This window comes from Lactobacillus sp. RTP31084st1_F9_RTP31084_210423 (genome assembly GCF_040919545.1).
Taxonomy (GTDB): domain Bacteria; phylum Bacillota; class Bacilli; order Lactobacillales; family Lactobacillaceae; genus Lactobacillus; species Lactobacillus paragasseri.
In genome coordinates this window covers 166,293-179,907 of sequence record NZ_JBCOVH010000001.1, presented here as the reverse complement: position 1 = coordinate 179,907, position 13,615 = coordinate 166,293, and the positions used below count along the sequence as shown (strand labels likewise).

The following is a 13,615-nucleotide window of genomic DNA, read 5'->3' as shown; positions in this document are numbered from 1 at the left end:
TCACAATTACTTTATCACAGTCTTAATAATTGTGCTATTACTAAATTATTTACTAATCAAATAAATCATTTATTGATTTTCGTGCTATAATGTAATCGATTTCAAATAAATAATTCAGTAAAGGAGCACACCATGCGAGTATTAGTTATTGGTGGGGCCGGTTATATTGGTTCTCACGCTGTTAGAAAATTAATTGAAGAAGGTAACGATGTCGTTGTCCTTGATTCTCTCTATACTGGCCATAGAAAGGCTGTTGACAAGAAAGCCAAGTTTTACCAAGGCAATATTGAAGACACTAATTTAGTAAGCAAAATCTTACGTGATGAAAACATTGATGCTGTAATGCACTTTGCCGCTTACTCATTAGTTCCTGAATCAGTTAAGAAACCACTTAAGTACTACGACAATAACGTTTCAGGTATGATTTCTCTTCTGCAAGCAATGGATGACGCTAAAGTTAAATACTTAGTATTCTCATCTTCTGCTGCAACTTACGGTATTCCAAAGACTTTACCAATTACTGAAGATACACCGCTTGATCCAATCAACCCATATGGCGAAACCAAGATGATGATGGAAAAGATTATGCACTGGGCTGACAAAGCTGACGGCATTAAGTCAATCGCTCTTCGCTACTTTAATGTGGCTGGTGCTTTAAGCGACGGTTCAATTGGTGAAGACCATGGTCCTGAAACTCACTTAATTCCAAACATCTTAAAGAGTGCTATTTCTGGCGATGGCAACTTTACTATCTTTGGTGACGACTATGACACTAAAGACGGTACTAATGTCCGCGACTACGTTCAAGTTGAAGACTTAATTGACGCTCACATCTTAGCACTTAAGCACGTGATGGAAACTAACAAGTCTGACGTCTTCAACCTAGGTACTGCTCAAGGCTACTCAAACTTAGAAATCCTTGAAGCTGCTAAAAAAGTTACTGGCATTGACATTCCTTACACTATTGGACCAAGAAGAGGCGGAGATCCTGATTCTTTAGTTGCTGACTCAAGCAAGGCTCGTAAAGTCTTAGGCTGGAAGCCAAAACATGAAAATGTTGATGATGTAATTGCAACTGCTTGGAACTGGCACAAGAGCCATCCAAAGGGCTACGAAGATAAGTAAAAGGTAATATTTTATAACATATATTTTAATTTTACATACACAAAAAGCTGTCTATCAACAAACTAATGATAGACAGCTTTTATTTGATAATTTACTTTTCATTCAAGCCTTGGTAGTAATTATATACTTCTTGACCAGCAATACTTCCCTCACCAACTGCAGTTGCAATTTGGCGAAGTTCCTTAGCACGTACATCACCCAAAGCAAAAATACCCTTAACTTTAGTACGCATATTGTTATCTGTCAAAATCCAGCCTTGTTCATCTGTAATACCAAGATCTTTAAAAACAGCAGTTTGTGGTTGAATACCAACATAAATAAACACACCAGCTACCTTAACTTCTTTTTCTTCACCAGTTTCTTTATCTTTGTATTTAACTGCAGTTACTTTATTGCCATCGCCAACAATTTCTTCAGTTTGAGCATTCCAGATAAACTTCATTTTCTTGTTTTCAAAAGCCTTCTGTTGCAATTCGGCCTTGGCACGAAGTTGATCACGACGATGAATAACAGTTACAGACTTAGCAGATTGAGCCAAATATAGCCCTTCTTGAATAGCTGAGTCACCGCCACCAATTACTGCAACATCTTCGTCTCTAAAGAAAGCAGCATCACAAACGGCACAATAAGATACACCTTTTCCAGCATATTCTTCTTCTCCTGCAACGCCAAGATGCTTATGAACAGCTCCGGTTGCAATAACTACTGCACCTGCTTCATATTCACCTGAATCAGTCTTAATAATCTTTTTATTACCATCCTGCTCAATACTTTGTACATCGCCATAAGCAAATTCAGCCCCAGCGTTCATAGCAGTTTGATACATCTTTTCACCCAATTCAGGTCCTTGAATATCAACAAAGCCAGGATAATTATCAATACCAGCCGTATTATTCATCTGACCGCCATAAATCCCGCGATCAAGAATAACAACTTTTAAGTTAGCCCGAGCAGCATATAATGCAGCAGTTAATCCACCAGGACCTGCTCCAATCACAATTACATCATAATTTTTTCTCTCAGACATATTTTCGCCTCTATTCTTACTTTTTGTAAGTATATATTACTATGAGAAAATAAAAATTGCAATCCTTTTGCTTAAAGTTGAATTTCTGGCTTTGGAGTTCTTCCCATCATTTGTTTAATTTCATCTTCAACATTGGCATTTTCATATAAAACACGGTAAATTGCTTCACTAATTGGCATATCAATTTTCTTTTCTTGAGCCAATTCGTGAACAGCTTTAACAGTAGTAGCTCCTTCGACAACTTGTCCCATATTTTCTAAGACATAATCTAAGCTCTTGCCTTCACCAATTTGCTTACCTGCACGCCAGTTACGAGAGTTAACTGAGGTACAAGTAACGATCAAATCACCGATACCAGACAAGCCTGAGAATGTCATTGGTTTTGCACCAAAATAATTTACTCCTAAACGTGTGATTTCTGCTAAACCACGAGTCATTAAAGCTGCCTTAGCATCATCGCCATATCCTTGCCCAACCAAGATACCAGCCGCAATTGCAATAACATTCTTAACTGCTCCGCCTACTTCAACACCTACTAAATCGTCATTAGTGTAAAAACGAACATAGTTATTTGAAAATACTTCCTGGATTCTCTTTGCATTTTCTTCGCTAGTTGATGCACAAGCAATTGCAGTCAAATCTTTTTGAGCAACATTTTCAGCATGACTAGGACCTGAAATAGCTACAATTTTTTCACTATTATTAGGATAAATTTCTTCAGTTAAAATATCTGAAATTAATTTTTTGCTTCCTGGTTCAATTCCTTTAGTTGCAGTCACTAATAAAGGAGTTGCCCCACTTTTATCTAATACTTTACGTACATTTTTAGCAACAATTCGAACTGCTTTAGTTGGTAAAACAAATAAAACAATCTCTGCACCTTCTAATGCTTTTTCTAGATCTCCAGTAGCTGGTACATTAGGATTAAGTTCCCAATTTTTCATATAATGAGTGTTCGTATGGTGCTCGTTGATTTCCTGATTAACACTATCAATATTTCCATATAACACTACATCATTTCCATTATCAGCTAACATTGAACCAAGAACTGAACCCCATGATCCATTACCTAAAACTGCAATTTTTGCCATTTTCTTACTCAAACTTTCTATAAAAAATATTTCTTTCAATCTCTATTATACGGGTATTTTAATCCGCTACCAGCTAAATACCACTTCGGCTTTATAACCTTTCGACGATAAATCCAAAGAATAATCGCCCCAAAGAACAAAATCAAGCTTAATGCCTGTGAAACTCGAATCGTATTAGCGATATATAAACTATCCGTTCTCATTCCTTCAACAAAGAATCGGACAGCAGAATACCAAATTACATAACTTAAAAAGATTTCCCCCCGCTTAAACAAATGTTTTTTATGCCTTAAACTCAAAATTAAAATTAAACCAATCAAATTTAAAGCCGATTCATATAAATAAGTTGGTTGATAATATGAACCATTAATATACATTTGTTGAATAATGAAGTGCGGTAAATGTAAACTTTCTAAAAATGATAAGGTCGTTTTAGCGCCATGTGCTTCCTGATTCATAAAATTGCCCCACCGTGCAATTACTTGAGCAGCCATCACACCAGGAGCAATAATATCAAGCATCAAAAACGGAGGAAGCATTCTTTGATGACAAAAAATTAATAACACTATTAAGCCAGCTATCAAACCGCCATAAATAGCAATTCCACCATTCCAAATAGCAATTATTTGATCAGGATGTTGCGAAAAATATCCCCATTCAAAAACTACATAATAGATTCGAGCACCAATAAAACCAATTGGAGCTGCCCAAAGAAGGAAATCAATGAAGTCATCAGGCATAATTTGTCTTTTTTTTCCTTCATTAATTGCCATTAAAGTGGCAACCAAAACACCAGTAGCCATCAAAATGCCATACCACTTAACCTGAATTGGTCCCAAATCAAAAGCTACCGGATTTAAAGCTAAACTCATTTCTTGCTTTCACCTTCGTCTTTTTTAGAATTATCTGAGATTAATTCAGTAAGATTTTGTTCAAATTTTTGGCTTGCGTCATATCCCATCTTCTTAGCTCTAAAGTTCATCGCAGCAACTTCAATAATAATTGCTAAGTTTCGTCCAACTTTAACAGGAACCGTTACTTGAGGAACGTCTACTTCAAAAATCTCACGTGTCTTTTCATTGAATCCCAAACGATCATAGTTAGCTTTAGGATCCCAATTTTGCAAGCAAATTATTAATTGTATTTCAGTACTATCCTTAACCGCGCCAGCACCAAAAAGATTCATCACATCAATAATTCCAATTCCTCGAATTTCCATTAAGTGCTTCAAAATTTTGGGAGCTTCCCCAACTACAGTCTTATCATCTTTTTGGTAAACATCAACTCGATCATCTGCAATTAAACGGTGTCCTCTTTTAACTAAGTCTAAGGCAGTTTCTGACTTACCAACACCAGAATTTCCAATAATTAAGACACCCATTCCGTAGATTTCTACTAAAACACCGTGAATACTCTTTCTTGACGCTAATTTTTCATCTAAAAACTGAGTAATCACACTTGATAAATGCGTTGTAGCCATATTGCTAGAAAAAACAGGGATATTCTCTTTCTCAGCAGCCTCAAGCATTTCGGAAGGAATTGGTAAACCACGAGACACAATAAAACAAGGGGTCTCAGGAGTAGCCATCTTATTAAAAACCCGCTCGCGTAAATCATGGTCTAAACGTGCACTATAAGAAATTTCGGTTCTTCCTAAAAGTTGAATTCGATTTTTAGGATAAAAGTCAAAATATCCTGTTAATTCTAACCCTGGTCGCGAAATATCTGAAGTATCAATTAACTTTTGACTTAAATATTCTTTTCCTTCAATAATCTTAAGTGAAGGTACATCTTTTACTAATTCGCTAACTTTAACTGCTTCAACCATTTTTGTTGTCCTCTTTATCTTCTACATCTTTGACTGAAACATCTCGTGCTTTCTTTCGCTTTTGATTATTGCTAGTTGGCTGCACTGGATTATGAATACCAGAATCAGTTGAATCTTTCTTATTACCTGAAAACTTAGCTATCAACCAAATTATCAAGGCAACAATTAATGCGGCCGGTAAAAGTCCAATAAAGAACTTAAACACGGAAAATAAGATACTTAAAATAACTAATGCAGCTAATACTAATATTAAAATAGTTACAAATCCCATAAGCTTTTTTCCTTAACATTTAGTTTGGATTTTTTTGACTTAAAAGCCACTGTAAATAAGCGTAAATAAAATTATCTAATTTTCCATCCATTACGCCATTCACGTCACTTGTTTCAAAATTAGTTCGATGATCTTTCACCATATTATAGGGATGGAAGACATATGAACGAATTTGAGAGCCAAAACCGATTTCTTTTTGATTGCCTTTGAGTTCTTCTGTTTGCTTCTTTTTCTTTTCCTCTTCCAGCTGGAACAATTTAGCACGCAGCATATTCATTGCAGTTTCTCGATTTTGCAATTGAGAACGTTGAGCTTGTGATGAAGTAACAATTCCAGTAGGCAAGTGGGTAATTCTAACAGCACTTGAAGTCTTGTTAATATGCTGACCACCTGCACCGCTTGAACGATAAACATCAATTCTTAAATCATCTGGATTAATATCAACCTCAATGCTCTGATCAATCTCGGGTATAACCTCAACCGAAGCAAAAGAGGTATGGCGTCTTTTAGCGGAATCAAAAGGAGAAATTCTGACTAGCCGGTGGACGCCATTTTCTGACTTAAGTAAGCCAAAAGCATTCTTACCTTGAATTCTGACACTTACACTTTTAACTCCCGCTTCCTCACCAGGCTCATAATCTTCAATTTCAAATTTTAAATCATGATTAGCTGCATAGCGTTGATACATTCTTAAGAGCATATCAGCCCAATCCATGGCCTCTGTGCCACCTGCACCAGGGTGGATTTCCATCAGAGCATTATGTTGGTCATATTTATCTGATAACAATAATGATAATTCATAATCATGAAAACTTTGTGATAATGAAAACATCTCTTTAGCTAATTCTTCACTTAACTCAGGATCTGGATCAGTTTTAAGCAATTCTAAGGCTGTTTGAGCATCTTCAAACTTTTCTTCAAGTTGTTTGAAATTTTCGCTCTTTTCTTTCATCCGATTAGTTTCATTAATTAAACTTTGTGCTTGTTCTTGATCATCCCAAAAACCGGGTTCCGCCATTTTCTGCTCATTGATTGCAATCCCCTCGTTTAATGAATCAAAGTCAAAGAGACCTCCTAAAATGTTCTAACTTAGGATTCAATTCATTTAGTTTTGCTTGAATTTCACTAATCTCCATTTTTATATTCCTCACATCATCTAAATCACTTTTACTTTAATAATAGCAAAAAAGAGAGACATTATCTGCCTCCCTTTGTTTTATCGACTAATGTTTTGTCGTATTTGAGCCTTCATAAATAGACGGGTGGCATCAAATTCGATATCACTGATCATTTCTTCAAACATTCTATAGCCTGCTTCTTGATATTCAACTAATGGATTAAGTTGTCCATATCCTCTCAAACTAATAGATTGACGTAGTTGATCCATCGCATCAATATGATCAGTCCAGCGTTCATCTACGACACGCAAGATAACAACTTTTTCAAATTCTAGCATTTGCTCAGGATCAGCCAGTTGTTTTTCCTTTTCGGCGTAATTATCTTCGGCAATCTTGTAAAGACGCTTTTTAAGTTCTTCAGCACTTAAGTGCTTAATATTAAGTTTCTTAGTAGTTTCTTCATCAGTAATAGCAGATGAAATAAAGTCCCTTAATTGATCGTTGCGCCAGTCCTTTTTATCGCCTTGCGTATACATATCAACTTGATGATCGATAGTTCGTTTAATCATTGGCATCAGCACAGGTTTTAATGATTTTTCTTCAGAAATAACCTGCATTCTTTCCCCATAGATAATTTCACGTTGAGTACGCATAACATCATCATACTGCAAGGTCTGCTTACGAGTATCGTAGTTGTTACCTTCAACACGTTTTTGAGCTGATTCAACCTGCTTAGTGATCATCCGTGATTCAATTACTTTATCATCATCATTATCAGAGATTCGATCAAGGAATAATTTTACACGGTCCCCACCAAAACGTTTCATCAAATCGTCTTCTAGAGAAAGATAAAATCTTGTTACACCAGGATCTCCTTGACGACCAGATCTACCACGTAGCTGATTATCAATACGACGAGATTCATGACGTTCAGTACCAATAACTGCCAAGCCACCTAACTCTTTTACACCAGGCCCTAACTTGATATCTGTACCACGACCGGCCATGTTAGTAGCAATAGTTACTGCTCCTCTTTGACCAGCATTCATAATAATTTCTGCTTCTTTAGCATGGTTCTTGGCATTCAAAACAGCATGCGGAATACCAGCTTGATCAAGCATCTTACTTAAACGCTCAGAACTTTCAATTGCCACAGTACCAACCAAGACAGGCTGTCCTTTAGCATGACGTTCCTTAATTTCTTTTACTACAGCTTCAAATTTAGAATCTAAAGTTGGATATAGGATGTCAGGCAAATCTTTACGAGCAATTGGTCGGTTAGTTGGAATAGTAATTACTTCCATGTTGTAAATTTCACGGAATTCTTCTTCCTCTGTTTTAGCCGTACCAGTCATACCAGCAAGTTTTTTGTACATTCTAAAGAAGTTCTGGTAAGTAATGGTTGCTTGCGTTTTTGATTCTTCTTGAATCTTAACTCCTTCTTTAGCTTCGATTGCTTGGTGAAGTCCATCAGAATAGCGACGTCCTTCCATTACACGTCCAGTGAAGGAGTCAACAATCATAACTTCGCCATTTTGAACTACATAGTCAATGTCTTTTAACATAATGTAGTTAGCTCTTAAAGCTTGGTCAATGTGGTGAACTAAAACCTGATTATCAATATCATATAAGTTCTTTAAGCCGAAATGTTCACAAGCTTTTTTAATTCCTTGGTTGGTCAAATTAATAGTTTTAGTTGGCCAATCAATCTTGTAATCACCGTGATCTTCATCGTCATCCGCATCATCATCACTTTTATCTTCAGTTAAAGTCTTAACAAAGCGGTCTGCACGAATATATTCACTATTAGCCTGCTCTGCTTGTCCAGAAATAATTAAAGGTGTTCTAGCTTCATCGATTAAAATTGAGTCAACCTCATCGATAATTGCATAGTTAAGTGGACGTTGCACCATTTGATCCTTGTAGACAACCATGTTATCTCTTAAATAATCAAATCCTAATTCAGAGTTAGTGGAGTAGGTAACGTCGCAGTTATAAGCGTCTCGCTTTTCATCTGCAGACATAGAATTAAGGTTCAAACCCACAGTCAAGCCAAGCCACTTATATAGTTGACCCATTTCACTTTCGTCACGGCTTGATAAGTACTCGTTAACTGTTACAACATGAACGCCTTTTCCTGTTAAAGCATTTAAATAAACAGGTAGAGTAGCTGTTAAGGTCTTACCTTCACCAGTCATCATTTCTGCGATATTCCCGTAATGAAGTGCAATACCACCAATGATCTGAACGCGGAAAGGATATAATCCTAAAACTCTCTTAGCTCCTTCACGTGCTGTCGCAAAAGCTTCTGGCAAAAGATCGTCTAACGTCTCGCCCTTTTCTAAACGTTTGCGAAATTCGGGCGTTTTTGCTTGTAATTGTTCATCAGACAATTTTTCATATTCGTCTGCTAAAGATTCTACCTTAGTTGCTAATTTTTCAAATTTTTTTAATTCTCTTCTGTCATTGTCATAAATTTTTTTAAGAATATTAGCCATTTAATCGGTCCTTAAGTTTACATTTTGTGCACAAATCTAAAATAATACTATGTAATTTTAACATTAATTTGGAAAAATGAGAAACCTACTATTGCAAGAAAAAGCCTCTTAAGCTAATTCATTACTTAAGAGACTATCAATTAATAAAATTGTTTTAATTATTCGTTAGTTTCAATTAAACCGTAACGACCATCATTTCTGCGATATACAATACTTGTACCGTTAGTATCTGCATCTTCAAAAACAAAGAAGTCATGACCCAATAAATCCATTTGCAAAACTGCTTCTTCTGCGTTCATTGGTTTCAAATCTAAGTGCTTGTTACGAACAATATCAAATTCCTTAGGTGTCTTCTTTTCTTCTTCTAAGTCTTCATAGAAGAAGTCTTTCAATCCCTTTTCACGGCTCTTTCTATTAATACGAGTCTTGTATTTTCTAATTTGACGCTCTAATTTTTCAGAAACGAAATCAATGCTCTTGTACATATCATCGGTTGTATCTTCAGCACGTAAAACTAAGTATGGAAGCGGAATTGTCACTTCAACTTTAGCAGTATGATCTGGATAAACTTTTAAATTGATATGAGCAATTACATCGGAATTAATTTCGAAGTACTTTTCGAGCTTATCCAATCTCTTTTGAACATAATCTCTTAAGGCATCAGTAACTTCGATATTTTCTCCACGAACATTGTATTTTAACATTGTAGATTCTCCTTCCAACGTCTTATGACGTTTTTCTTTACACATCTAGTATAGCAAATTGTAAGCGGTTTTACTAATCATTTATCTACTAATTGTAAAACTATTTATTTTACAATTAGGATAAGCTTCTAATACCGCATCCCGAGCATGATATAAGGTCCGTCCCGTTGTATAAATATCGTCCAACAACAAAATTTTTCCTCGGACATTCTTGTTTCTAATTGCTGAAAATGTCTGCTTAGTTAGCAACCGCTCTTGTCTATTTTTTTCACCTTGGGCTTTTTCAGTATCCGCCTTAACCAATAAATCTGTTAAAGGGACAAATTTTTGATAAATAGAAGCAATTGTTTCAAATCCTCTTTTTCGTAAATGGCTGGGAGAACTAGGAATCGGGACATAATAATCTGCTTTTGGCAAAGAATTAACTAATTCAGCTAGTACATAGCTCAAAACGTAGTCGCCATAGCGTTTATACTGCACCATCAAGTCATGAAAAGCTTCATTATATTGATATATGGCTTTATTGTCTAATATATTGCCTGCGTATTTTTGCTGCCATTTAATACAATCAGAGCACAATCCTTTTTTATTTATTTCTTTGTTGCAGCCTGAACATACGATGCCTTTCTTTTTGTTAAACTTTTGTAAACAATCAGAACAGGTATACTTTTCTTTAGATTTAACAAATGAAAAAATTATTTCGTAATTAATTTGTCTCCTAAAATTAGACTTACACAGTAGACATTTACTCATCTATTCATCATCCTAATCTGTCTCATTGCTTCTCGGATACTTTTAGTATATTTGTGATAACAAAACAAAACTAATCCATCTCGATCATCAGCACTTCTCCCAACTCTTCCTGCAATCTGAACTAAGCTTGGCGTATTATAAATTGGATCATCGGCAGCAATCACAATTACTTGAACATGCTTAAAAGTTACTCCTCGTTCTAAAATTGTTGTCGTCAGTAAAATATCTATCTCTCGCTTGCGAAAGCTAGCAACTTTTGCCTGTCGATCCTTATCACCTGCATATACACTAACAATCTTACTTACTTTAAAAATTGAGCTTATATATTCTTCATAAGCCGGTAATTCTTTAATTCGAGGAACAAATATTAAAAGTGGCTTTTTCATATCAAGAATTTGCTTAATTTGTTTAATCAAAACCGGATGAACTTTTCCCTTATTTGAAATAAAAGACTTAAAAAAATATTTTTCTTTGGGGACTGGTAACAAACCTTGATGAAATCGCCTCTTAAGTAAAGAATAATTTATTGTTTTATTTTTCGCTTGCCTTAATAACTTTGAGTCTGGCGTTGCTGTTAGAAAAAAAGTACACCCTGCTTCCTTTACCGCGTTTTCTGCCGCAAAATGCAACATCTTATTTTCATAAAAAGGAAAAGAATCTACCTCATCAATTACAATTAAGTCAAACGCATGATAAAACTTTAAAAGTTGGTGCGTTGTACAAATAACAAATTGTTCATCACTTATCTCATGATGTTCACGCCCATGGTATTTGCCAATTTCTACTTTTTCAAAAGCCGCTTGAAAACGTGGAAACAATTCATCAACTACGTCAATTCTTGGAGTAGCAATTGCTATTCGAAAACCGCCTTTTAAAACTTCTTCTACTACCTTAAATAGCATTTCAGTCTTACCAGCCCCAGTTACTGCATGAATCAGATGATTACGCCTATCTTTAAAAGAATTCACTAATTCCTTGGAGATCAATTCTTGCTGTTCAGTTAGCGTGCCATCCCAGCTTAAAGGCATAAGTACTTTAGGATAATTGACATTCTCAACGTTTCGTTCTAACTCATCCCCTTCTGTTATTCTTCCTAGCCCAATACACTCTCGGCAATACCGTCGCCCATCTGGTAATTTCGATACTGCTTTGGTGTTACATCGCTGACAAATTCCATTTATCATTGCAGGAACTTTTGTAGTTTCGCCGTTTATGTTATGGTTATTCTGATCAGATATCCATTGGCGTCCTTTTAATTCGGTCATCAATATCACCCTATGTTAATTACGCATTTGGAGGCGATTTTTTGTCATCAAAACCATTAAATTATTTAACAATTGGTAAAACTGGGCAGCATGAGCTAATTATTAAGAAAAGTAAATTTATTTGTTCTTTAGCCCGGACTGAAACAGTAGAAGAAGCTCAAGAATTTATTGAACAAGTTTCTAAAAAATATCATGATGCTACACATAATACCTATGCTTATACTCTTGGATTAAATGATAACCAAGTTAAAGCAAGTGACAACGGTGAACCTTCAGGAACAGCTGGAATTCCAGAACTAAAGGCTCTACAACTAATGAAGTTAAAGAATGTAACAGCCGTTGTCACCCGATATTTTGGCGGCATTAAGCTAGGAGCTGGTGGCTTAATTCGTGCTTATTCGAATTCAGTAACCGAAGCTGCGCAAAATATTGGCGTTGTTAAGTGCGTTATGCAGCAACTAATTCAATTTTCAATTCCATATAACCGAATAGATGAAATCAATCATTACTTAGAAGAAAATCGAATTTCAATCGCTAGCCAAGAATATACTACAAATGTCACTATTCAGATTTATTTAGACTTAGATCAAATTCAAAAAGTTGAAGACAGCTTAATTAATCTATTATCTGGAAAAGTAGAATTTAATAAACTAGATCAAAGATTCAACGAAATTCCTGTTACTGATTTTAATTTCCATGAGCAATAAAAAAAGATTTACGTTAATATCAACGTAAATCTTTTTTATCTGGATTCTTTTTATTTAATCGTCTAACATTTACTTCAGGATCTGCACGTTCCATTTTATTAATAGTTCGTTGCAAGAAATGCAGAAGTGGCTTATATTTTTCACCTAATAATCCAATAGTCTCAACAAAAAGTTCAACTGCAAACAACAAGCCCAAAATTAATAACCAAATCCCCCATCTAGGTGAAACTAATGAAAGAAGTGATACAAAAGAAAAAATAAGTGAAATTCCATAAATGGCTAAAACCGTTTGACGATGTGTCAGTCCCATTCGCATTAACTGGTGGTGTAAATGGTGCTTATCAGCCTGAGAAATATTCTTTTTATTCAATTTCCTGCGGATCATTGCATATACTGTATCAGTAATTGGAACACCTAAAATAAGAATTGGTACTAATAACGATACAAAAGTTACATTCTTTAGTCCCTTTAAAGAAAATACCGAAATCATAAAGCCAATATACAGTGCACCTGTATCTCCTAAAAAGATCTTAGCAGGATGGAAATTATATGGTAAAAATCCTAATAAACAAGCTGCGAGCATAATACACATAATTGGAACATAGTGCTGCCAACTCTTTAGGAAGAAAAAGCCGACAATTCCCATCGTTACAAGAGAGATCAAAGTAACTCCTGTAGCTAGGCCATCGAGCCCATCAATTAAATTAACGGCATTAGTTAAAGCTAAAATCCAAAAAATAGTAAGAGGAAAACTCCACCAACCTAGTTGAAGATGACCTAATAATGGCAAACTTAATTCTCTAACTTTAATTCCAGCTAAAAAGTAAACAACTAGGGATGCTATAAAGATTCCAAACATTTTTTGTCTGGGTTTTAGTTCTAAAATATCGTCAATCAATCCAGTCAAAATAATGACACTAGATGCTAGTAATACTGAAAAAAGCTCATGTGTGGGGAAATCTTTCCTTAACAAAACAAACTCTCCAATATTAAAAGCTACAAAGATAGCTAGGCCGCCAATAGTTGGCATTGGCTTTTTATTAATTCGGCGAGCATTTGGATTATCAACTGCACCTAATACGAAAGCTAATTTTCTAATAAAAGGAGTTATAGCAGCAGTAATAATTACTAATAAGAATATTTTTACAATTGTTTGAAACATAACAATCTACTTTCTTAAACTTCTTTTTCTCATTATACCTAGACCCCAATCCAAACACAATAAAGC

At 35.3% G+C, this 13,615-nt stretch carries 13 protein-coding genes; 2 read left to right on the top strand and 11 right to left on the bottom strand.

Going from position 1 to position 13,615, the window contains the following annotated elements; all coding sequences use genetic code 11:
- Nucleotides 1-132: 132 nt before the first annotated feature.
- Nucleotides 133-1,125, top strand: a complete 993-nt coding sequence (gene galE / locus AB5359_RS00930) for a UDP-glucose 4-epimerase GalE (RefSeq protein WP_126327906.1) — start codon at nucleotides 133-135, stop codon at nucleotides 1,123-1,125.
- Nucleotides 1,126-1,216: 91 nt separating this feature from the next.
- Here galE and trxB read toward each other — a convergent pair whose 3' ends face one another.
- The 10 genes from trxB to AB5359_RS00880 all read right to left on the bottom strand — a co-directional run bounded on the left by trxB (nucleotide 1,217) and on the right by AB5359_RS00880 (nucleotide 11,599).
- Nucleotides 1,217-2,152: a thioredoxin-disulfide reductase gene (gene trxB / locus AB5359_RS00925; RefSeq protein ID WP_003648441.1), complete on the bottom strand. Its 936-nt coding sequence runs from the start codon at nucleotides 2,150-2,152 to the stop codon at nucleotides 1,217-1,219.
- A 71-nt stretch (nucleotides 2,153-2,223) separates the two neighbouring features.
- Nucleotides 2,224-3,243 carry an NAD(P)H-dependent glycerol-3-phosphate dehydrogenase gene (locus AB5359_RS00920; protein WP_048685223.1) on the bottom strand — a complete coding sequence of 340 codons (1,020 nt, stop codon included), beginning with the start codon at nucleotides 3,241-3,243 and terminating at the stop codon, nucleotides 2,224-2,226.
- A 35-nt stretch (nucleotides 3,244-3,278) separates the two neighbouring features.
- Nucleotides 3,279-4,115 carry a prolipoprotein diacylglyceryl transferase gene (gene lgt, locus AB5359_RS00915; RefSeq protein WP_048685219.1) on the bottom strand — a complete coding sequence of 279 codons (837 nt, stop codon included), beginning with the start codon at nucleotides 4,113-4,115 and terminating at the stop codon, nucleotides 3,279-3,281.
- Nucleotides 4,112-5,071 (bottom strand): HPr(Ser) kinase/phosphatase, encoded by a 960-nt coding sequence (hprK, locus tag AB5359_RS00910; RefSeq protein ID WP_020806699.1) that lies wholly within the window; start codon nucleotides 5,069-5,071, stop codon nucleotides 4,112-4,114. Before hprK ends, lgt begins: the two co-directional genes overlap by 4 nt.
- Nucleotides 5,064-5,342 carry a hypothetical protein gene (locus AB5359_RS00905; RefSeq protein WP_003648437.1) on the bottom strand — a complete coding sequence of 93 codons (279 nt, stop codon included), beginning with the start codon at nucleotides 5,340-5,342 and terminating at the stop codon, nucleotides 5,064-5,066. Before AB5359_RS00905 ends, hprK begins: the two co-directional genes overlap by 8 nt.
- 19 nt (nucleotides 5,343-5,361) lie before the next feature.
- Nucleotides 5,362-6,478, bottom strand: a protein-coding gene (gene prfB / locus AB5359_RS00900; protein ID WP_113532452.1) for a peptide chain release factor 2 whose coding sequence is annotated in 2 segments (ribosomal slippage) — nucleotides 5,362-6,405 and nucleotides 6,407-6,478 — 1,116 coding nt in all. Because the reading frame shifts where the segments join, the coding sequence is not laid out codon by codon here.
- 80 nt (nucleotides 6,479-6,558) lie between these two features.
- Entirely contained in the window at nucleotides 6,559-8,958 is a 2,400-nt protein-coding gene (gene secA / locus AB5359_RS00895; protein WP_020806701.1) for a preprotein translocase subunit SecA, read from the bottom strand.
- 158 nt (nucleotides 8,959-9,116) lie between these two features.
- Entirely contained in the window at nucleotides 9,117-9,662 is a 546-nt protein-coding gene (gene raiA / locus AB5359_RS00890; protein WP_003646990.1) for a ribosome-associated translation inhibitor RaiA, read from the bottom strand.
- Between the two features lie 81 nt (nucleotides 9,663-9,743).
- A complete protein-coding gene (locus AB5359_RS00885) occupies nucleotides 9,744-10,415 on the bottom strand; it encodes a ComF family protein (protein WP_077410445.1) in 672 nt (223 codons plus the stop codon).
- A complete protein-coding gene (locus AB5359_RS00880) occupies nucleotides 10,412-11,599 on the bottom strand; it encodes a DEAD/DEAH box helicase family protein (RefSeq protein WP_180374231.1) in 1,188 nt (395 codons plus the stop codon). Before AB5359_RS00880 ends, AB5359_RS00885 begins: the two co-directional genes overlap by 4 nt.
- A gap of 122 nt (nucleotides 11,600-11,721) precedes the next feature.
- Between AB5359_RS00880 and AB5359_RS00875 the strand changes: the two genes are divergently transcribed.
- Complete coding sequence (locus AB5359_RS00875; protein WP_020806704.1) at nucleotides 11,722-12,387, top strand: YigZ family protein; 666 nt, start codon at nucleotides 11,722-11,724, stop codon at nucleotides 12,385-12,387.
- 19 nt (nucleotides 12,388-12,406) lie between these two features.
- Here the strand turns inward: AB5359_RS00875 and AB5359_RS00870 are convergent, their stop codons facing one another.
- Nucleotides 12,407-13,549 carry a glycosyltransferase family 4 protein gene (locus tag AB5359_RS00870; RefSeq protein ID WP_048685213.1) on the bottom strand — a complete coding sequence of 381 codons (1,143 nt, stop codon included), beginning with the start codon at nucleotides 13,547-13,549 and terminating at the stop codon, nucleotides 12,407-12,409.
- Between the last annotated feature and the right edge of the window lie 66 nt (nucleotides 13,550-13,615).